18 protein-coding genes, 1 tRNA gene and 1 pseudogene are annotated in these 20,746 nt (G+C 61.4%); 11 read left to right on the top strand and 9 right to left on the bottom strand.

Annotated features, from left to right (window positions below; genetic code table 11):
- The 4 genes and pseudogenes from AC04SI_RS00005 to AC04SI_RS00020 form a co-directional block, all read left to right on the top strand.
- Positions 1-231: hypothetical protein (locus tag AC04SI_RS00005; protein WP_488473760.1), on the top strand; the 231-nt coding region annotated here is incomplete at its 5' end.
- A gap of 2 nt (positions 232-233) precedes the next feature.
- A pseudogene (locus AC04SI_RS00010) lies at positions 234-377 on the top strand (hypothetical protein); the annotation flags it as partial.
- Positions 378-517: 140 nt separating this feature from the next.
- On the top strand, positions 518-817 hold the full coding sequence (locus AC04SI_RS00015; protein ID WP_404274677.1) for a DUF982 domain-containing protein: 300 nt from the start codon (positions 518-520) through the stop codon (positions 815-817).
- A gap of 462 nt (positions 818-1,279) precedes the next feature.
- Complete coding sequence (locus AC04SI_RS00020; protein WP_488473761.1) at positions 1,280-3,025, top strand: adenylate/guanylate cyclase domain-containing protein; 1,746 nt, start codon at positions 1,280-1,282, stop codon at positions 3,023-3,025.
- Between the two features lie 443 nt (positions 3,026-3,468).
- Here the strand turns inward: AC04SI_RS00020 and AC04SI_RS00025 are convergent, their stop codons facing one another.
- Positions 3,469-3,678, bottom strand: coding sequence for a hypothetical protein (locus AC04SI_RS00025; RefSeq protein WP_404274680.1), 210 nt, complete (start codon positions 3,676-3,678; stop codon positions 3,469-3,471).
- A gap of 82 nt (positions 3,679-3,760) precedes the next feature.
- Positions 3,761-4,504: a COG3904 family protein gene (locus AC04SI_RS00030; protein WP_404274681.1), complete on the bottom strand. Its 744-nt coding sequence runs from the start codon at positions 4,502-4,504 to the stop codon at positions 3,761-3,763.
- 401 nt (positions 4,505-4,905) lie between these two features.
- On the opposite strand from AC04SI_RS00030, the gene AC04SI_RS00035 reads away from it, so the two are divergent.
- Positions 4,906-6,681, top strand: a complete 1,776-nt coding sequence (locus AC04SI_RS00035) for a hypothetical protein (RefSeq protein ID WP_488473762.1) — start codon at positions 4,906-4,908, stop codon at positions 6,679-6,681.
- A 442-nt stretch (positions 6,682-7,123) separates the two neighbouring features.
- Here AC04SI_RS00035 and AC04SI_RS00040 read toward each other — a convergent pair whose 3' ends face one another.
- The 4 genes from AC04SI_RS00040 to AC04SI_RS00055 all read right to left on the bottom strand — a co-directional run bounded on the left by AC04SI_RS00040 (position 7,124) and on the right by AC04SI_RS00055 (position 12,237).
- Positions 7,124-9,292 (bottom strand): tetratricopeptide repeat protein, encoded by a 2,169-nt coding sequence (locus tag AC04SI_RS00040; RefSeq protein WP_404274684.1) that lies wholly within the window; start codon positions 9,290-9,292, stop codon positions 7,124-7,126.
- A gap of 459 nt (positions 9,293-9,751) precedes the next feature.
- Positions 9,752-9,828, bottom strand: a tRNA-Arg gene (locus tag AC04SI_RS00045).
- 322 nt (positions 9,829-10,150) lie between these two features.
- Complete coding sequence (locus AC04SI_RS00050) at positions 10,151-11,068, bottom strand: DUF1003 domain-containing protein (RefSeq protein ID WP_404274686.1); 918 nt, start codon at positions 11,066-11,068, stop codon at positions 10,151-10,153.
- A 281-nt stretch (positions 11,069-11,349) separates the two neighbouring features.
- Positions 11,350-12,237, bottom strand: coding sequence for a D-alanyl-D-alanine carboxypeptidase family protein (locus AC04SI_RS00055; RefSeq protein WP_488473763.1), 888 nt, complete (start codon positions 12,235-12,237; stop codon positions 11,350-11,352).
- 455 nt (positions 12,238-12,692) lie between these two features.
- Here AC04SI_RS00055 and AC04SI_RS00060 point away from each other — a divergent pair, with 455 nt between their 5' ends.
- From AC04SI_RS00060 to AC04SI_RS00075, 4 genes are all read left to right on the top strand, one after another.
- Positions 12,693-14,510, top strand: a complete 1,818-nt coding sequence (locus AC04SI_RS00060) for a methyl-accepting chemotaxis protein (protein WP_404274689.1) — start codon at positions 12,693-12,695, stop codon at positions 14,508-14,510.
- Between the two features lie 311 nt (positions 14,511-14,821).
- Positions 14,822-15,928 carry a hypothetical protein gene (locus AC04SI_RS00065; protein WP_404274691.1) on the top strand — a complete coding sequence of 369 codons (1,107 nt, stop codon included), beginning with the start codon at positions 14,822-14,824 and terminating at the stop codon, positions 15,926-15,928.
- 85 nt (positions 15,929-16,013) lie between these two features.
- On the top strand, positions 16,014-16,640 hold the full coding sequence (locus AC04SI_RS00070; RefSeq protein WP_404274692.1) for a nucleoside triphosphate hydrolase: 627 nt from the start codon (positions 16,014-16,016) through the stop codon (positions 16,638-16,640).
- Between the two features lie 77 nt (positions 16,641-16,717).
- Positions 16,718-17,041: a hypothetical protein gene (locus AC04SI_RS00075; RefSeq protein WP_404274694.1), complete on the top strand. Its 324-nt coding sequence runs from the start codon at positions 16,718-16,720 to the stop codon at positions 17,039-17,041.
- Between the two features lie 32 nt (positions 17,042-17,073).
- On the opposite strand, the gene AC04SI_RS00080 is transcribed toward AC04SI_RS00075, so the two are convergent.
- The 3 genes from AC04SI_RS00080 to AC04SI_RS00090 all read right to left on the bottom strand — a co-directional run bounded on the left by AC04SI_RS00080 (position 17,074) and on the right by AC04SI_RS00090 (position 19,360).
- Complete coding sequence (locus tag AC04SI_RS00080) at positions 17,074-17,778, bottom strand: glutathione S-transferase family protein (protein WP_192178270.1); 705 nt, start codon at positions 17,776-17,778, stop codon at positions 17,074-17,076.
- A 114-nt stretch (positions 17,779-17,892) separates the two neighbouring features.
- Entirely contained in the window at positions 17,893-19,101 is a 1,209-nt protein-coding gene (locus tag AC04SI_RS00085) for a beta-ketoacyl-[acyl-carrier-protein] synthase family protein (RefSeq protein WP_404274695.1), read from the bottom strand.
- A 4-nt stretch (positions 19,102-19,105) separates the two neighbouring features.
- Positions 19,106-19,360: an acyl carrier protein gene (locus tag AC04SI_RS00090; RefSeq protein WP_404274697.1), complete on the bottom strand. Its 255-nt coding sequence runs from the start codon at positions 19,358-19,360 to the stop codon at positions 19,106-19,108.
- Positions 19,361-19,569: 209 nt separating this feature from the next.
- Between AC04SI_RS00090 and AC04SI_RS00095 the strand changes: the two genes are divergently transcribed.
- Together AC04SI_RS00095 and AC04SI_RS00100 are read left to right on the top strand one after the other, a co-directional pair.
- Positions 19,570-20,406: an urease accessory protein UreD gene (locus tag AC04SI_RS00095; protein ID WP_404274698.1), complete on the top strand. Its 837-nt coding sequence runs from the start codon at positions 19,570-19,572 to the stop codon at positions 20,404-20,406.
- A 35-nt stretch (positions 20,407-20,441) separates the two neighbouring features.
- Positions 20,442-20,744 (top strand): urease subunit gamma, encoded by a 303-nt coding sequence (locus AC04SI_RS00100; protein ID WP_006200750.1) that lies wholly within the window; start codon positions 20,442-20,444, stop codon positions 20,742-20,744.
- Positions 20,745-20,746: the final 2 nt, after the last annotated feature.

Raw genomic sequence — 20,746 nt, forward strand, 5'->3', positions numbered from 1 at the left:
GTCCTACGGGTGACCGGCGCCCCCCCAAACCCCACCCCCAACGTCGGTCGCCCCGTCTTTTCCTGGCATTTTGCGGGACGATGGTTGATAGACGTCGAGATGTTTAAGCTAGATGCCGGGCGCGCAGGTGAGTTGACGCTTGGGGAACTCGCCGATACCGAGCGCATGGTGCGGGCGGCGATCGACTTTATGGATCGAACGCGGCAACTGCGCCAGCACACTGCGCGCTAAATGCACACTTTGACGGTCGCGAAAGTGACCACCGCTTCTGGTGCAAAGTCTTTCAGGAACTGGAGGCGCTGAGCCAAAACCCGCGTCACGAAGGGCCATTCGCGCGGCGATCCAGAGGGCGAAGCACTGGCCAAGGCACTCATTGAGACTCTAGATCGATTTACTGCTTTGCGACCTGATCGCCGTTCTTGACACGCAAAAATGCCCTTCACATATTTGCCGGCGGCCGTCTGCGAAGACGCTTTTTTGAGGCCCAAGCACTCGTTCAGACTGTATGGAGGATCTCATGAACGACAGGACTTTTGATCGGCCCGTGTTGGTAAAAAATGGGCAGGTTATGATCGAAGAGATTGGATGCCTGGCTGATGCATTCGAGTTCCTTGAGGAGTGGCCAAGGAACCGCAGGGGACCGATTTATGACACCGCGTTTCGCGCCTGTCAGCGAGCCCATGATGGCCACATTCCACTTTCCGTCGCGCGTGACGCATTCGCTGGCTTCGCCAAATCGGCAAAGATTCTAGAAGATGTCTCTGCCGCAATGCCTTGGATGGCAGGAAAGACCGGCCGCGGTGGTGCAACGGCATAACTCACACCTCTATTGAGGTCGCCGGCGTCGTGGCAGGTTATGACGCCGGTGCCACTTTCCGACCTCAGCACCTCTAAGCGCGAACGTCTGGTGTAGTGCCCGATGCGCGCGTTCGGAGGGCATTTCGCTGTTACATCGCCGTGACAAAAGCACGCCACGGTGGCGTCAACCGGTTACCAACGGCAGCAAATATCTCCAGCCTTCTGGGAGTGGCGTGTCAGCGTCCCCAGAGGCTGCGTGGGCGTGTCGCCGGTTGGCTGTTAGCGCGACGACTGGATCGCTCCACGCCTCGCAAGCGGGATAGCGAAATCTCGTGAAGGCTAGGTCAAGCTGCGTTCTCCGTTCTGAATCGGCGACGGGTGGCGGCTGGGAGAGGTGGATGCCATGCACGTTGGGCGTCTGGAAGTTGGCGGGGAATTGGCGCGAGGCAGCCCGCGTGCACGCGCCTGGCCGGGCGGTGCAATGACCGCGCAGCGCCGCCTCGCAGCGATCCTGGCTTGCGACGTGGTCGGCTATTCGCGCCTGATGGAGCGCGACGAGCGCGGCACGCTCGAGCGGCTCAAGACATACCGCAAGGACCTCCTCGAACCGCTGGTCTCCGAGCATCAGGGCCGGATCGTCAAGCTCACCGGCGACGGCATGCTGTGCGAGTTCGCAAGCGTCGTCAACGCGGTGACCTCGGCGATGGCGATCCAGCAGGCTTTGGCAGAACACGAGGCGGAGACGCCCGAGGAAGAGCGGATTCGCTTCCGCATCGGCGTCAATCTCGGCGACGTGGTCTGCGAGGAGGACGGCGACCTCTACGGCGACGGTGTCAACATCGCTGTCCGCCTCGAAAGCATCGCCGATCCCGGCGCCGTGGTCGTCTCGGGCACCGCCTACGACCACCTTCAGGGCAAGCTCGACGGAGGCTTCACGCCGCTCGGCGACCTGCGCCTCAAGAACATCGAGCGGCCTGTGCGCGCCTATCGCGTCGAGACCGACGCCAGCGCCTCGGTGACTGCACCGCCTCCCCTGCCTGCGAAACCCTCGATCGCGGTTCTGCCTTTCACCAACATGAGCGGCGACCCCGACCAGGAATACTTCGCCGACGGACTGGTGGAGGACATCATCACGGGATTGAGCCGGGTGAACTCCTTCTTCGTGATCGCCCGCAACTCGTCCTTCACCTACAAGGGCCGGGCGGTGGACCTGCGCCAGGTCGGGCGCGAGTTGGGCGTCCGCTACGTGCTCGAAGGTAGCATCCGCAGAGCAGGATCGCGGGTGCGTATCAGCGGGCAGCTGGTGGACGCGATAAGTGGGCACCATGTCTGGACCGACCGCTTTGAGGGCGACGTGAGCGACATCTTCGACCTGCAGGACAAGGTGACCGAGAGCGTCGTCGGTGCGGTCGAGCCGCGCATCCGGCTGGAGGAGATCAAGCAAGCGCGCATGAAGCCGACCGACTACATCGGTGCCTACGACCTCTACCTTCGTGCGCTGCCGCGCTTCTACAGCATGACGCGCGAAGGCTTCGCCGACGTGCGCCGGCTCACCAACGAGGCGCTCAGCATCGACCCAGGCTTCACCCTGGCGAAGGCACTCGGTGCTTATATTCGCAGCCTGTCCGTGAGTCAGTGCTGGCACGAGCCCGACGATATCCGCGTCGCCGTGCGCATGGCCCGCGAGGTGCTGGCGGACGCGCGAGACGACCCGACAAGCTTGCGTTTCGCCGCGCAGGTGATCGCCTACAGCGCCAAGGATTACGAGACGGCGCTGGACACGATCGAACGGTCCCTGCTCCTCAACCCCAATTCGGCGCAGGGCTATACGGGCAGCGGCTGGGTGAACGCCCATTCCGGCCGCCCCCTCGTCGCGATCGAGCACTTCCACAGGGCAATGCGGCTGAGCCCGGTCGACCCCGAGAAGGGCATCGCGCTCTCCGGCATCGCGATGAGCTACCTGATGCTCGAACGCTACGAGGAGGCGCTGGCTTGGGGAGAACGAGCGCTGCGCGAGATGCCGAATTACGGCTCCTCGCACCGGGCGGTGATCATGGCGCTGGTCAAACTCAATCGGTCGGACGAAGCGCAGGCGGCGGCGCGGCGGCTGATGGAGGCGTTCCCGACCTACACGCTCGGCCTGCAGAGGCAGATCAACCCGTGGCGGGACAAGGTGTTCGCCGAGCGCTACGTCGAGGCGCTGGGTATTGCCGGCGTGCCGGAGTAATCGTCGCGTTTGCAAAGATGCCCTCTCCTGCGCGTCACGTCCGGCCAGCCCTTGATCCCGCGTCGCTTCTGGAAGGATAGTTCTCTGGCCGGCTTGTCCGATAACTGAGCGCGTAGAGCAGCTGTGAACAGCCGGCGAGCTCTCTGTTGGGTTCGCGTCGAACTTCCGGTTTCCACCCTGACGAGACCTACCGACGGTCCAGACAAATGTCGCCTTCGGGTCATTGTCGCAAGTTCAGCTGAGGACGGGCGAGTTTCTGCTTGGAGTCGGAAAGCCGACCCCCCCCTGGTCGGGACATTCGCTGCACAGCACGGCCGGCCGATCATGTTCGATCGTTTTACAATTGCTCCCTAAGTTATTGAATTGATTGAAGGGGGCCGCGTCGTGTTTTACAGGCAATGTCTTGAAATCACACCGAAAGGGCTAGCTTCCCAAGCTGACGGTCAACGACCCAGCAATGGGCTGTGAACGGTTTCTGGGTCGGCAAATGAGGAGTAAAAAGTCTGCAGCTGTTCGGTGCCGCCATCCGTTGACATTGCTGAAATTCCTAGGAAAACCTCGGCTTCCTTTGAGGTTCTTATATGGACGCCGAAGCTCAAAGAATAAGCCATCATGCGGGCTTCCACGTCGGTGACATTCGCAATGATATTCACGTAAATGCCGCTTACAATTCGGCGACACCTATTTGACACATCAATTCGAATGTCTTCTTCATTTACTACAATCTCTACCAGATCAAAACCAGTCAGTTCGGCTTCGCGACCTTGGACCTCTATCACGATCCAAAACAAAAAAACCCGATTGCTTAGTATACCCAAGCATTACCTTATGGTGTCCGAAAATAGAATCTCTTTCACCTCGCACATAGAGCATACCTGTGGCCTGCACTGACCACTCTACGTCCGTTTGACCACCGGTCACAACGCGAAGTTCTTTTAGCTCATCGACCTCTATAAGCTTTATGACGTCGGTTGACGACGATATCTCAAGAAATTGCGATGAGATGCCCATATCGAAAACATACTGCGCAATCTTGGAAGAGAGGATTTGCGATTTCCCAATATAATCGGGCGTCGGGTTTCTGAAAGAAAATTGATGCACACCGAAGCGAGATCCAATCGGAAAATGTCTAAGCCTTCCCCCAAGGTACATCAAAGTCGCAGCACTCAAACACGATCCCGGTAGAAGCATGCGCGGAATAATATGCTCCCGGTGCCTGTCATGATCGAGGATATACTTTCCGATTGATGTTGAGTACCACGACGCGCGGATGATCCGACCAATCGACAACGCGGCCTCAACAAACCCACCCTCAGAATCAATGTGGATCGGTGTGCGAGGAGGGGGAGCTACGCGACGAAGGAAATCCTCGAATTTTGTATCGTCACCATCTTCGATTGGCCCGAAGGCATTAATCTCGTGAAATCCTCCGAGTAGTCTTTCCACTTCCGTCTGCGGATGTGTGTATTCGAACTGCAAGAGTCTCCCCTCCTCGGCTTGCCGCAACATTTACCGGAAGACCGTGTGGTAAGCCAGCGCAACCGGCCACCGTCATCCCGTCGGAGTTTCAACTATTGCCCATTTTAGTGCGAATTCGGCCTGCCGAGCTGTCGAAACAGTCGTTGATCAGAATGGCAATTTCACTGGCCTGTCACACCGGCGCTCTAAGCCCAATCGGTTTTACGTTTCGAACGTAACCCATTGAAATAAACAAGCGCGCTTAACCGAGCTTTACAGCCAAGCCATTGGAGTCCGGTCGAAAGGGCTAGCTTCCCAAGCTGAAAGGCCAAGAGCTGCGATGAACGTCCCGAAAATTGCACCTTTATTGACGGCCTAACAGCCCGTAGTCATCATTTATTCGATTCACCTGGGTGCTTTTGATGACCAAAAAATACTTGTCGATCGTTTCGAGCGATTTAGGGCCATTGCGAAGCGCTGCTCTTATCTTGTCGTACTGTGTGGCTGTAACGCTGCTCCTAGGCCCTGGTCCTCGCCTTCAGGGCTTCTTGATAAGCATTCTCAATGGCGATTCCGCGTCGATATATGAGGCCGCCTATGGAGATCAGGTGGTGCCCTTTTTAACTTTGGGCGAATGGCTGACCGAAGCTTATCAACCTGCCTTTCTAATCCTCGCATTCGCAATTTCAGTTTTATCACTCACGGCGCAAAGCCCCCAGCGGATGCTGGGACGGGCAACTGCTGTCGGGTTTATTGCGCTAACGGTCAATGACGTGACCCATAACCTTTTTGATTTTTCGGCATTCGCGGAATCTTCTTTCTCCAATATTGTAGGAGCATTTTTTTTAGCGTGCGTTATTGTCTCATGGACCCAAATCGTCGAGTGGACGATCAACCATTTTCAAGTCGAACGGCCATACATTCTCGCCTGCCTTTGCCTAGAAGTCTGTGTGCTTGGTTTAGCGTCCAACGCAATCATCTTCTACGCTGCGGATTTTTTCTATAGGCCTCTGCCGGTCCACATAGACGCTTATTTGGATGCGCCACTGAACGGGGGTTTATCAACAAATCCCTCACAATTCGATGTTGGTGAGAAGCCTTTCGCGCTGTTCCCCGCAAGTTTCGACGGCTCGCTTTTGAGGTGGTACGACCCTGGCGCGGGACTCAGTGCGGCATGGCATGCCACCAATCAGAACGCGAAGTTCGATCTTAAGATCGATATTCTGTCTGGATGTGCGGAAAGCGATTGGATTCCCGATCCCGAAGCTGAGAAGTCAAGCTTCCGCGTCAACGACGTTAGGCGAGTGTCAATCTCATTCGATGGTGGCGCTTCTGACATCTGGATTCTAGAGACCGACAGAAGCCCGTCGACATTATCCCTTGCGACAGATTTGGCCGCCGCATTTGGCATGGAGGCCGGTAGCAAGCCAGGACTGAAAAACATCTGGCAATTTATTGGCAGTAAATCGAGACTCACCTTTGGCAGTGGTAGCAGAACGGTATCTTTCTACGCAGGTAGATCCTTCCTCGAGCCACATGACAAGGGTAACATCATCGAGCTTGGGCAACGGAAGCTTCACGTCGAGATAGACGGCAAGCCTTACCAAATCAATTTCGTTACGCCACCATCTAAAGTGGGAGACCTAGTCGCTTGCAAGTTCATTGCAAGCCGCGGTGCTTTCCAAAGCGGTGCTCTTACATTGCCCAACTCCGCCCTGAACGTAGGAGTGAGAGCTACGATCGTAGCCCGACCTACTGAGTTGGTTTCACGACAGGAGAGCGAATTGACCTTAGCCGGCGAAAGTGGGTGGGTCGCCGTGGACGACATCGATAATCGTTCGATCCAGGATATGCCTGATGGCGTTGCCAGTCTGATCGAGGCCGAGGGCAATTTGTCGATAGATGTCGATGGGAAGCCGCAGGAGGTCCGGCCGACAGACCGATACAGGGCCGTCGGATGGTTTCGGGCGGGTGGAACTGATGGCGGAAAACTGCGATTTTTGGGCAATGCGAAATCGCTGACAAAAAATGAGCGGCGACTCAATCAGACAAAGTTCGAGAGTACCAAGCTCATGGAGCAACTGACGGTGCTATCACCGCTATGGCTTATGTTTCTAGGATCCTTGCTTGTTCCCCTTCGGTCGGCATTTCGGAACAACGCGACCTTCAAATGGGTGCCGGCAATAGTCAGACAGTGAGAATTCTCCCGGCAACGCGCCAAACCAAAACAAGCGTTAGCCCTCCGCGGATCTGGATTGGCGCCGCGCCGACAATTCGTGCTGAGAACGAAGGGCGAATGTGTGTACGGATTTTGTACGGAAAATGCCTGCACGCTGTGTTCCGTATTTGGCTGCAGGAGACTGCAACCGAGAACGAAACGAGCATCGTTTAAAGACTGATTTTCATTGAGAAATTTTGCGCGCCGGAGAGGATGAAGATGAGAACTGGAGCTTCAGGCTCATAACCTGAGGTCACAGGTTCAAATCCCGTCCCGCGCTCGACGGCTCGAGGGAGCGGGGTTTGTCGCCAACGGCGCGGATCGCGCCATTACCGGAAGCTCGACATTTGACGAAACATCGACCGCTACGAGCCTGTTTGCTGACATCGCGTGCGGCCGATCGAATGTGATCCCGAATGGTCTCATCTGACGATCGAGAACTCGAAACGATCAAAACGAAAGACGGCTCTGTACTCGTTCACCCGCTCCGACGTCCCGACTGGATTGCGGAAGACCGCGCCGCAGGTTGTCTGATCTTTCGGAATAGCGTCGCACAGGAAGTTCTCCTGCACCCAGCTGGTTTCTTTATCTAGCCATGCGCCTCCCCCGCGCAGTTCGCGACCAAGGATGAGAGACCTGATTTCCGAACCGGTAAGCCGGTCCTTCGCATCCAAATCGGCCTCTTCCGGCAATTCCGGCAAACCGGCCTTGTTCAGGCCATCCAGAAGGCGTCCTATGTCGGCCGGGTTCTTGAACACAAAATACCTCTGCGTGACCAGCTGATTTGCCCCTCCATCCTTTCGTTCCAACATGACTTCCTTCAGCCTGTCGCTGTAGGCTGCGACCTGGTCGCTGCGCCCGAGATGTGCGTAGGCCGAAACCAATACCTGCAGGCCATAGAATTTCGGCCATGGATCGGGCGATTGGAGATCAATCCTTTCAAGGTAGTCGACGGCCTCCGCGAAACGACCCTGGCCAAATTCAGCCAGCCCCGCCTGGTAGTGCCGATAGTCATTGCCGCCTGGGTCGACACGGTTGGCCGCGTCGAGATAGTCGCGCGCCTCGTTCGGCCTGCCATTGAAAGTCAGGGCGTCTGCCAACCCGACATAGTTCAAGGGATCGCTCGGGTCGAGCGCCACTGCCTTGAACATAACGGCGACTGCCTCGTCGGACCGGTGCTCGCGAACCAGCAAACTGGCAACGAGCTGATAGTACGAGGGCGAAGGATGCTTGGCCGCCTCCTCCAGGTACTTGTAGACTCTGTAAAGCGCGATAGTTTCCGAAAAGGCCAAAGCCTTGACCCGTGGCCCGTCCATCTCCCAATAGGCCCATGCGAGCGATGCTGCCGCCGCGCCGAAATTCGGATCGAGTTCCAGCGCCTGCTGGAAAAACCTGACCGCCTGCGCAAACTCCTCTGGAGTATTGCGACGATTATAGATTTCCATGCCCATGAGGTAAGCTTCGTAGGCTGCGGGATTGCGCGTGCCTCCCGCGAAGTCAGCCTTACCTTGGGCGCTGACGAGACGGAGCTTGAGCGCGCCTGCGATGCTGGCGACGACCTTGTCTTGTAGCGCAAAGACATCCGCCCACTGGCCGTCGAAACGTTCCGCCCAGAGATGACCGGTGGTCGAGCCGTCGATCAATTGAGCGTTGATACGCATGTCGTCGCCGACCCGACGTATCGAGCCCTCCAGCATGTACCGGACACCAAGCGCTGCGGCGATCTCTGCGGGTTTAGTCTCCTTGCCCTTGTAGGCGGAAGCCGCGTTTCGCGACACGACGAACAGGCCGGGTATGCGTGCAAGTTCTGTGGTCAGGTCTTCGGTGAAACCGTCTGCCAGATAGCCTTGCGCCTGGTCGTCGCTGAGATTGTCAAATGGAAGCACGACGAGGGATGGCCGGGCGTCGGCTTTCGCGTTGGCCTCCAAAGCGGCGGGCCGAATCGGCGGCTCCCACGGTCGCCACCAGGCTGCTGCAAGGCCGACTGCGACAACAAAGACCCCAACAGAGACGGCCAGATTGCGCCAGAAGCGTGGGTGTCGATTGACATCATCCCTAGGCTTTCCCGCCACCGCGGGATCGAGCAGCACCCGGTATGCCTGCACCGGTTCGGCGATGTTCTTCAGCTTCTGTTCGCCCATCGGCTCAAAGCCGAAAGCCAACTTCTTCTCGACCTCTTTGGCTACTTTTCCCGAGACACAGATGCCGCCAGGTTCCGCTAGCTGTTGAAGCCTGGCAGCGACGTTGACGCCCTCGCCATACCGGTCCTCGCCCTCGACAATCACCTCGCCGAGATTGACCCCGATCCTGACGCGAATCCGATGATCTTCGGAAACGGCGGCGTTGCGTTCCACTAGGCCGCGCTGCAACGACACGGCACATTCGACCGCGTCCACGACGCTGCCGAATTCCGCGAGCATCCCATCGCCTATCAGCTTGAAGATGTGGCCGTGGTGTCGGGCAATCTCGGGCTCGAACAGTTCCTTGCGTCCGGCACGAAGGCGTTCGAACGTGCCCGTCTCATCGCGTTCCATTAGGGCGGAATAGCCCACGACGTCGGCGGCGAGAATCGCGGAAAGCTTGCGGTCCATTGTCTGCCCTGGCTCCGGCGGATTATAGGATCGGTCGCACGAAAAGGAAACGTCCGACCTCACCAGCGCATCAGCGAACCCCCTTCCTTCCGCGCTTCATCGATGGCTGCTACTGGGACGCCCAAGTGAACGACTTGCTGTCCTGCTGGTGCGGGAGGCTTATGTCAGCCGAATGCTCGTGGGCCTCCCTCCGCAGTCGCGCCAAGCGAAGACCGTCAACGAACGCAGCTTCTACTGGGCGATGCGGATCTAGGCGTGGCGTTTGCCCCCTGCCGCATTTCACCAATTCGAGACATTTGGGCTTGCCTCCCGGATTGGCTAGCTTGGGTCAAACTTTCGCGTTCAAACGGCAACGCCGCGTTGCCTTGTCGTTGGTGCCAAATTACCGTCCGAAGCAGTTCTATCTTTTGTTCAGAAGCCCCGTCGGAAAACCGGTCCGAATCAAGCTGTTCGAAAGTTTGGCGCACCCGACAGGATTCGAACCTGTGACCTCTGCCTTCGGAGGGCAGCGCTCTATCCAGCTGAGCTACGGGTGCCTTCAGGATCGGCGATCTTGAAAACGAACCAGCCGGTGAACCGGCCAGTCACGGCTTCTTAGCGGAAGCGGCGGCGGGCTTCAACGGGCAATTGCGCTGCCTCCTCGCGCAGAGGTCACAGGTTCGAATCCAGTCGGGTGCGCCATTTATGTGCTGAATGAGAGCTGGATCGAACGGGGCCGTCCAACGAGAAGCCAAGCCCGCCGGCCCGCAAGCCTGAAACGAAAAACCCGCCTCGGCGGCGGGTCGCTGGCGCAAATCAGCACCATGTCCAAATTTATAGCATAATTGCCGTCACCGGGCAACCGATCGCGAGCCGCCTTCACTCCCCTGCCTCACTCTTCACCGCCCGACTGCGCCCCCTGCGTGGCGCCCGCTTCACCTTCTTCGCGCCGGTCAGCTCGTGCATCGCATCCAACTGCATCTGCTGCATTTCGGCCAGCCGCGTCCATTGGCGCGAGATGAGGTAGTCGAGCTTCTCGTGCAGGTGCCGCACTTCCAGCTCGGCTTTCAAATTGACCCGGTAGTCGTTGAACGAGCGCAGGCGGTCTTTTGCTTCCTGCCGCCTCTGGCTCATCATGATCACCGGCGCCTGGATGGCGGCGATGCAGGAGAGCAGAAGGTTCAGGAGGATGAAGGGGTAGGGATCGAAGGCGCTTGTGGCGCCCTCGATCAGGTTGATGCCGATCCACACCAGCAGCACGCTGGCGAACGAGATCAGGAACCACCAACTGCCGCCAAACGCGGCCATATTGTCGGAGACGCGGTCGGCGAATGACCTGTGCTCCTCGAACTCCTCTTCGCTGTTTTCGGAAATCGTGTCCTGCCTGGCGATGCTCTCCACCACCTGCCGGTCCAGCTCGGAGAATTCGCCGTGCTCCTGCTGCAGAAGCTCCTCCATGTAGCGCATGCGGTAGCGGCCGAGCTCCTCGCGGCTGATGCGGGCGCCGGTCGGCAGGTCGGGATGGTCGGCGCGGATGCGGTCGGCGAGGCTCGGGCGCAGATCGTCGATGCGCACGAGGTCGCGCTTGCGGAATCTTCTACCTGATATCGCCGATGGCTTCTTCTTCGGCTTTACCCGTGATGCGCCGGGTGCGGCCGGCTCGGAGTCCGGCACGTCTGGCGTTTCGAGGTGCTCGTCCGAACTGTGATCGGCATCCCCGATGGTCGGCGCCTCGAAATATTCGCCGCCGCTGTCGTTGTCTGGCATCTTCTCGGGCGTCTTGGGGGCGGTGCTCATGCTGCGGGCTCCTGCTGTCTCGCTGGGCGAGAGGCCGGGGCGGCGGAGCAGATCCACCGCTCGGGCGGATTCCCGCATCCCATGTTGGTCTTTTCAGGTCGAGGGGGGAGAAGCCGCGTAGTAGCGGCACTGCGTTCACGATTGCGCGAGAAGGGCGCCCGGCCTGCGTGCCGAACGTGCCGGCAAGTTGCGAAGCTTCTATCCGGCCCTTCGCAGGCTCAGGGCGTTCGTCGTTCGAAAAGCCAAGCAATTGGCTTTTCGTCCGCTATGCGGACCACTCCTCACTGCTGCACGAACATCAGCCGCGTCTTCGCATCCGCCACCGTTGGCGACAGACTCCGTTGGATCAGCGCCTCGACATGATCGTTGCGCTGGCGGGCGCTGTCGGCGCCCATCACCACCACGATCAGCTGGCGGCCGTCGGCGCTGTAGGACGTCACGATGTTGAAGCCGGAGGCCCTGATATAGCCGGTCTTGATGCCGTCGACGCCGCGCACCCGGCCGAGCATGTCGTTGTGGCCGCGCACCAGCCGTCCCCGGAACATGAAGTCGCTTTCGGAGAAATAATGGAAATGCTGCGGGAAGCGGTTGCGCAGCGCCATGCCCAGCACCGCCATGTCGCGCGCCGTCGTCATCTGGCCGCCGTCGGGCAGGCCGGACGCGTTGCGGAACACGGTGCTCGACATGCCGAGCTGGCGCGCCTTGGACGTCATCATGGCGGCGAACTGCTCCTCTGAGCCGCCGAGATATTCGCCCACCGCCACCGCCACGTCATTGGCCGATTTGACGACGATGGCGCGGATGGCCGAATCGACGTCGATCGTCTCGCCGCGCCGGAAGCGCAGCTTGGTCGGCGGCTGCCTGGCGGCATTGTCCGAGACCGGGATCTGCGTCTCTTTGCTGACGCGGCCGCTCTCCAGCGCCTCGAACAGCAGATAGAGCGTCATCATCTTGGTCAGCGAGGCCGGATAGCGCTGCGCCGACGAGTTGACCTCGAAGAGCTGCTTGCCGCTCCTGGCATCGACGACGATCGCCGCATATTTCTGCGGCGCCGCCGGCACCGCCAGCACGGTGTCGGGCGGCGCGGTGGTGCAGCCGGCGACAAGCACCAGCAGCGCGAACGCGGCCATGATCTTCTGGATGAGCGGGAAGGGACGCTGGTCGGACAAGGGCTGGACTGTTCTGAACGCGGCTGTTGCTGAGATGCGGCGAAGCTAACGTAATGCGCCTGCCGCGTCCATTTGGTTAACACCTGTAGTGACGCATTTGCCCAGGTTTCAGAGGCTGGCGCTGCCCCTCACCTGCCTGCCGGCATCCTCTCCCCGTATAGTGACGGGGAGAGGGGCGCTATCATAAACGGCTTCGCCAATCACCAGCGTCGCAAGATGGGGCGCCGGGGCTGCGGCCAGCCTCTTTCTCCCCGTCACTATACGGGGAGAAGTGCCCGGCAGGGCAATGAGGGGCGGCGCCAGCCTTGGCAATTGGCGGGTTCCTCTGCGGCCCTGTCCTGCCGCTCGCCCAGCACCCTCCCATACCCCTGCCCCGAAAACGCCCGCTTCCTCTCCTGTTTTGCTCACGGGGTCGCGCTGCTATTATGCGCGTGGCAAAGACTTGGGGGTACGACATGACGGGTGGAATGGAACTCGGCGCCAAGGCGCCGTCGCTTCTCAAGGCATCGCTGGGCCGTACCGGCAAATGGGCCGGCAGCGTCGCGTTCGTCAGTGGCGCCGTTTCCGACGTGCTCAATCCGTTGGCGCCGTTTGCCGCCTATATCGCTTTAATCGCCGCTGTCGCGGCGGTCATCATCGCGATTGCCGTCGTGCTCAAGCTGGTGCTGGCGGCCAAGGCCGTGCCGGCATTGATTTTCGCCACCAGTGCGGCTGCGGTCGCCGGCGGCGTCTATGGCCTTCAACAGCAGACCAATTCGCAAAACGGGGTGATTGCCAGCCTGGTGCCGGCGGTGGCCGAGCTGCAGCAGTCGATGGGCATCGTCGCCGAGAAGGTGGCCAAGATCGAGCAGACGGTCACGCAGACGCAAAAGACGGTCGAGGCTGTCAAGCAGTCGACCGATACGGTGGCGAAGAAGACCGAGGAGATCGCCTCCAACCAGCAGCAGCAGACCGTCCAGGGCGCGGAAACGCAAAAGACCGTCGAAGCGGTCAAGCAGACCACCGACACGCTGGCCGCCGGCCAGCAGCAGCAGGTGGCGCAGGCCGAAAAGCTGCAGGCGACGACCGAGCAGATCGCCGCCTCGATCGACACCATCGCCAAGGGTTTTGCCGCTCTTGCCGCGCAGGGCGGCGCAATCGCCGACCCCAAGCGTCCCGACGAGTACTACCACAATGCCCGTGTCTACGAGCTGTCGGGCGACATGCTCAATGCACGGCGCTCCTATCTCGCCTTCGCAGGCTTCGATGTCGACGCCGTCGACCCCTACACGCGCTTTGCCACGCTGCTTCGGGTGCAGGACGGCAAGGCCGGCGCCCGCGAGGTGTTCGGCGCGCTCTCCGACAAGGGCAAGGCGCTGTCGATCAAGCTGGTCCATCTCATGCAGTTCGACGATGTCCAGCGCCTTGACAAGCTCAACGCCTTCATCGCGGCCCACCCCGATTTCGCCCCGGCCTATTTCCTTTTGGCGCAGGAGTTTTCCGAAGATCGCCTCGGCAGCCAGTCGCTGTCCGACAAGCGCAGCGAAGCCCAGGCGCTGACAAAATTCGTCGCCTACGAGAAGGATGGCGGGCTGCTCAAATATTTTGTCGACCAGAGAGAGCTCGCCGACTGGCTGGACCGCAGCCGCAGCCGTCTGGCCGCGCTTGGCGACGTGCTCGATCCTGCGCTGTTCGCCCCGACGCTGACGCCGATGCGGTCGAACCAGGGCTGGTCGATGACCATCTCGCTGCCCGAGCCGGCGATCGCCATTTCCTGGCGCCTGGGCAACAGCGGCCCGTTCACCGACACCGGTTTCATGGCGATGAACGACCAGCGGACCGGCAAGCCGATGCCCAATCCGAGTTTTGAGCTGCCCGACAGCACCGCGGCCACTACGATCGGGATCAAATATCTCGATCTCCGCGGCCGCGAGACCGGCCCGTTCGACATCAGCTTCGATCCCGACGCCGCCCTTCAGCAAGGCGCGAAGCAGATCCTCGACCAGTTCTGGACGTCGTGGATCGCCTTCGACGCCAGCGGCAACCATGGCCTGGTCTATTTCTCGCAGATGCTGTCGTTCCGCTGCGCCATCAAACAGGTGCATTACGGCCTGAACGGCGCCGCGCTCGACAAGGAGATCAAGATGCCGCCTTGCGACAAGAAGGACCCTTACGCCATCCCCTACGACTACCAGCCCTATTTCAAGGTCGCCGACAGCGTGAAGTCGATGTCGGTGCAGGTCACCTACACCGACGGCACAAAGTCGCCGGTGCGGGAGTACAAGCGGCAGTAGACTTGGCGTCGGCGCCGCCCCTCACCTGCCTGCCGGCACCCTCTCCCCGTAAACGGGGCGAGGGACGCTCTCATGGCTGATTTCGCCAATCACCTGCGTTGCAAGAGAGCGCCGACACTGCGGCCTGCTACTTTCTCCCCGTAAACGGGGAGAAATGCCCGGCAGGGCAATGAGGGGCGGCGCCGACAGTCGACAAGTGGCCGCCTCACGCTGAGGCTCGTGCACAGCCTGATGCAAAATGCCTGCCCTCATGCTTGCACAACCGGCGCCGACCGGGCTTTGCTCACGCCGGGCAGAATCGGCAGGTGGACATGGATACGGTCACGATCAACGCAAAGGGCATTTCGGTCTCGCTCGACCTCGCGGTCGGCCACCTTGCCGACATGGCGGTCGACATCGATGGCCGCCGGCTAAACCCATTGCATCGCGCGCCCTGGGTCGGCGCGCCGCGCGAAACGCTGCCTGAAAACCTGCCCGAGGGTACGGTGCGGCTGTCAGGCGATTTTCTCTGTGCGCCGTTTTCGCGCAGCGATGTCGAGGAGGCACCGCTGCATGGCTGGCCGGCCAATAGCGCCTGGGATGTCGTCGAAAACAGCGCCATCGCCGATGGCTGGCGCGCCACGTTCCGGCTGCGCCGCAAGGTCATGGGTGCCGCCGTCGACAAGGTCCTGACCGTTCGCGACGGCCATCCCTTCCTCTATCAGGAGCATGTCTTCTCGGGCGGCGCGGGTGCCATTTCCGTCGCCCATCATCCGATGACGGCAATGCGCGACGGCGGCCGGCTCGCCTTTTCGCCCAAGCGCTTCGCCGCCACCCCCGCCGACCCGCTGGAGCCCGATCCGGCCCGCGGCCGCTTCATGCTCGCCTACCCCGCACGCTCCACCGACCTGGCGCGGTTTCCGACCGCCGATGGCGGCGCGACCGACCTTGGCGAGTACCGCAACGAACAGCTGCGCGAGGATTTCATCACTCTGGTCGAGGCCGATCACGGCGGGCCGGGCTGGACGGCACTGGCGCGGCATGCCGAGCAGGATCTGGTGCTGGTGCTGAAGAACCCGGCCGAACTGCCCATCACCATGCTGTGGTTCAGCAATGGCGGGCGCGACTACGCGCCGTGGAACGGCCGCCACCGCGGCGTGCTCGGCATCGAGGACGGCCGCGCCGCCGTCGGCCATGCCGCCTCGCTCGGCGACAATTGGCTGAAGCATGAAGGGGTGGCGACAGCCTTCGCGCTTGCCGAAGGGCGCTCGGTGTCGTTCCGCCATGTCATCGGCGCCGTCCCCCTGGCCGGCGGCGAGCCGCCGCGCGACATCGAAACCCTGCGCGACCGGATGCGCATCCTCGCCGCCGACGGTGCGACGAAGGAAATTGCCTTCGACGGCGACTTCCTGCGCATCGGCCGGTCCGTCCCGGCCTGAGGCGCGAGCGCCGCGTTTGAAATTTCCACCAACTGTCGCCAAGATGCGCCGATCACCCTGCGGAACATCCAGCCAGGAATGCCTCATGTCCGAAATCGCCCATCTCGCCGCCACTATCTTCAAGCGTGCCGGCAAGGCGCCGCGGTTCATCGTCGCCATCGCCGGCCCTCCCGGCGCCGGCAAGTCGACGCTGTCGGCCTCCTTGCATGACCTGCTGCCGGAAGGATCCTCGGAAGTCGTGCCGATGGACGGTTTCCACTATGACGACATCGTCCTCAACCAGCGCGGTCTTCGGCCAAGAAAAGGCGCGCCGGAAACCTTCGACTTTGCCGGCTTCGAAACGCTGTTGAAGCGCATCCGTTCGGGCGAGCCCGACATTGCCATCCCGGTGTTCGACCGCAGCTTGGAATTGTCGCGCGCCGCCGCAGCAATCGTCGGTGCTGACACCAAGTTCATCCTGGTCGAGGGCAACTATCTCCTGCTCGACGAGGAGCCATGGTCGAAGCTGGCGCCGCTGTTCGATTTCACCATCTTCGTCGACGTGCCGCGCGACGAGCTCGAACGCCGCCTGCTGGAGCGCTGGCACGGGCATGGCCGCTCCGATGAAGACGCCCGCGCCTGGATCGCGTCCAACGACATGCCCAACATCGACCGCGTGCTGGCGCGGCGGCGGCCCGCCGATCTCGTCATCGGCGATCATGGCGGATTTTAGCAGTGTTGGTCGGGGAACCTTAAGACTTTCCGGTCGTTATGCCCGACACGGCATTTAGCTGTATCAGGGAAAATCCGATGGCAACCAGGACCAAAAAACCCGCCAAGGGCAAGTCAGTTCAACCCAGGGCAACGCAGGCAAAAGCGGGTGCCGGCCCGGCAATCGCCGAGCGCTCGAAGGACGCCAAGCCTGCCTTCGGCAAGGCCGCGCCGAGGAAAGTGGTGCCCGGCGCCGCGCCGAAAGTCACCAAGGCCAGGAAGCCGGCGGCAAGCACCTCGAAGGGCGCCGTTCGCACGGCAGCCAACGTTGCGGCCGGAGCGGTCGTCGCCACTGCGCGAGGCGTCGCGTCGCTTGCGGCCTCCGTCGTCGGCCGGGGCGGGTCCAAAGCCAAGGCAAAATAGGGCCGGTCCTCCGTCCTTGCGGCCGGCCGCGCTCAGCCCCTTGCGGGAATGGTCAGGCCTTTTTGCACCGCGGGCCGCGCGAGGCCGCGCTCCAGCCATGCCGCGACGATCGGGAAATCGTCGAAGCCTACCAGTTCGCGCGCCTCATAAAAGCCGATCAGATTGCGCACCCAGCCGAGCATCGAGATGTCGGCGATGGTGTAGTCGTCGTCCATGATCCATGTCCGACCCTTGAGCCTGGTCTCCAGCACGCCGATCAGCCGCCGCGATTCGTCGCGGTAGCGCTCCAGCGGCCGCTTGTCGGCGATCTCGCGCCCGGCGAATTTGTTGAAGAAGCCGACCTGTCCGAAGATCGGCCCGATCGAGGCCATCTGGAAGAACACCCACTGGATCGTCTCGTAGCGCCGGATAGGGTCGGCGGGGATCAGCTTGCCGGTCTTGTCGGTGAGATAGAGCAGGATGGCGCCGGATTCGAACAGGCCGATCGGCTGGCCGCCGGGACCGTTCGGGTCGATCATCGCCGGTATCTTGCCGTTCGGGTTCAGTGATAGGAATTCCGGCGTCCAGCTCTCGTTCTTGCCGATGTTGACCGCGTGTGCCTCGTAGGGCAGGCCGAGTTCCTCCAGCGCGATCGAGATTTTCACGCCGTTGGGCGTTGTCGCGGAATAGAGCTGGAGGCGGTCTGGATGCTTGGCCGGCCAGCGCTTGGTAATCGGAAAGGCGGACAGGTCGGTCATGGAAGGCTCCGGGATCGGAAGCGGCGCAAGGGGCGGGTCGCAAAGAATTAGGAGCAGGCCCGACCCCGATCAATATGGCCGGCAAAAGTTCCGGGCAAATGGTGCAGAACGGCCTCAGACCGCCTTGAATGCCAGCACAGCATTGGTGCCGCCAAAGGCAAAGCCGTTGCTGATCGCGACGCGCACCTTGCGCTCGCGCGCCACGTTCGGCGTCACGTCGAGATCGCAATCTGGATCAGCTTCGCGGAAATTCGCCGTCGGCGGCACGATGCCTTCGCGGATCGCCATGACGCAGGCGATCATCTCCAAGCCGCCCGAGGCGCCAAGGCAGTGCGCATGCATCGACTTGGTCGAGGAGATGGAGAGCGAATGCGCGTGCTCACCGAAAACGCGCTTGATCGCCGCCGTCTCGATCTGGTCGTTGGCCTTGGTGCCGGTGCCATGCGCGTTGAGATAGTCGATGTCTTCCGGATTGAGCCCGGCGTCCGCCAGACAGAAACGCATCGCTGCTTCCGGTCCTTCAATGGTCGGCGCGACGATGTCGGATGCGTCGGCGGACAGGCCCGTGCCGGCGATCTCGGCCAGGATGGTGGCGCCGCGCGCCATGGCGTGGTCGTAGCTTTCCAGCACCGCCATGCCGGCACCTTCGCCGAGGATCAGGCCCTGGCGATCGGCCGAGAACGGTCGGCATGTGTCAGGCGACAGAACGCGCAGCGCTTCCCAGCCCTTCAGCACGCCCCACACCAGCGGCGCGTCGGTGCCGCCGGCGACCATGACGTCGGCGCGGCCGAGCCGAATCTGGTCGACCCCCGCGGCGATCGCGTGGTTGGCCGACGAGCAGGCCGAGGTGACGCCGAAGACCGGCCCGCGCAGGCCGAGATGCATGCTGACCTGGCCGGAGGCCGCTCCCGGCATGACTTTCGGCACCGTGAAGATGCCGGCGCGGTTCTTCTTCTCGATCAAAATCGCGCGATAGTTTTCCTCGACCGCCTCAAACCCGCAGACCCCGACGCCGACGATGGTGCCCATGCGGTAGGTGTTGTCCGCATGCGCGGTCAATCCGGAGTGCTGCATGGCTTCGCGCGCGGCAATCACCGCCAGCAGGCTGAACCGGTCCATCGATACCAATTGCTTGCGGTCGATGCCGTGCTCGGGCAGCGCCTTGATCTCGCAGCCGATCTTGACCTTCAAATCATGCAGCAGCGGATTGTCGATCGGGCCGATCGCCGAGCGGCCGGCGCGCATTTCGTTCCAGATTGCCGGTGCATCGGTGCCGAGCCCGCAAATCCCGCCGATGCCGGTAATGACGACGCGCTTCAGCATTCGGTTAGGCTTTTTTCGCGATCAGCGCGCGAACAGCCTCGACCATGTCGCCGACATTCTTCAAATTGCTCCAGGCATCGACCGTGTTCATCTCGATCTCGATGCCATACTGTTCTTCGAGATCGAAGATGATCTCCGTTAGTTCGAGCGAATGGATGCCCAGCGACGTCAATTCGGTATTGGTGGTGATCTCTTCGCCGCCAGGCTCGGCATGAGCCTTGATCTTCTCGATGATGTCCGCTGCCAGCTGGTCAGCCATTCGGTTTCTTCCCCAACTTTGTCGTTTCCCGACGCCGACTGATCAGCGCCCCTTTGTCCCCGGATTCACATCGTCGTCGTCGCCCTATACCCCGCCAGGCGCTGCGTGACCGTTCCAAGGAGGCTCCCTCTATAGAAACCGAAACGTTGTGAGGCAACAAGCTATATATCGACAAAGCCACGGGAGTGCTTAACGTTGGTCGTGTGGACATGATGGAAACTATCTCGACTTCGGCGCCCGCGGCCCAGCGTGTTGCGGGGCGAGCCAGGCTTTTCTGCGGCAAGAGCGATGGTCGCACGCGCCTTCGGCGTCTCTATCAGGACGGCTCGGCCAAGATCCGCATGCCGGCAGTCTCGGCCGATCCGCTGGAAGCCGTGCTGATCAACACCGCCGGCGGCCTGACCGGTGGCGACCGTCTCGACTGGGAGGTGGATGTCGGCGCCGGTGCCTCGGCCTCGATCACCACCCAGGCCTGCGAAAAAATCTATCGCGCGGCATCGGATCGCGCCGAAGTGCGGCTGAGGCTGACCGTCGGCGCCGGCGGCCGCATCGCCTGGCTGCCGCAGGAAACCATCGTCTTCGATCGGGCGGCCTTCGCCCGCACGCTCGATGTCGAGCTTGCCGCCGATGCCGAGGCGCTGCTGCTCGAGGCCACCGTCTTCGGCCGCCTGGCGATGGGCGAGCGCGCGACGCATGGCGGTTTTCACGACCGCTGGCGCGTCCGCCAGGACGGAGCGCTCGTCCACGCCGAGGATTTCCGTATCGGACCGGCTATTGCCGCCAGCCTTGGCCGTGCGGCCGTCGCCGGCGGCGCCGCCGCGATGACGACGGTGCTGTTGGTCTCGCCGCGCGCCGAGGCGTTTCTCGAACCGGTTCGCGCAATCATCGGCGGTGAGGGCGACGCCAGTGCCTGGAGCGTGAAAAAATCTGGCAAGCTTCTTGCGAGGCTGTTTGCCGAGGACGGCTACCAGCTCCGCAAGCGGCTGGTTCCGCTTGTCGAATTGCTCAACGGGCGGGCGGGCCTGCCCAAATTATGGTCACTCTGATTCTGCCACTTTGATTCTACCTCTTAGGAAAACGCATGAACCTGACGCCGAGGGAAAAGGACAAGCTGCTCATCGCCATGGCGGCGATCGTGGCGCGCAAGCGGCTCGAACGCGGCGTCAAGCTCAACCATCCGGAGGCGATTGCGCTGATCACCGATTTCGTCGTCGAGGGTGCTCGCGACGGCCGTGCGGTCGCCGAATTGATGGAGGCCGGCGCCCATGTCGTCACCCGCGCGCAGGTGATGGACGGCATCGCCGAGATGATCCACGACGTCCAGGTCGAGGCGACGTTTCCCGACGGCACCAAGCTGGTGACCGTGCACGAACCGATACGGTGAGG

Source organism: Mesorhizobium sp. CNPSo 4689, assembly GCF_057784325.1.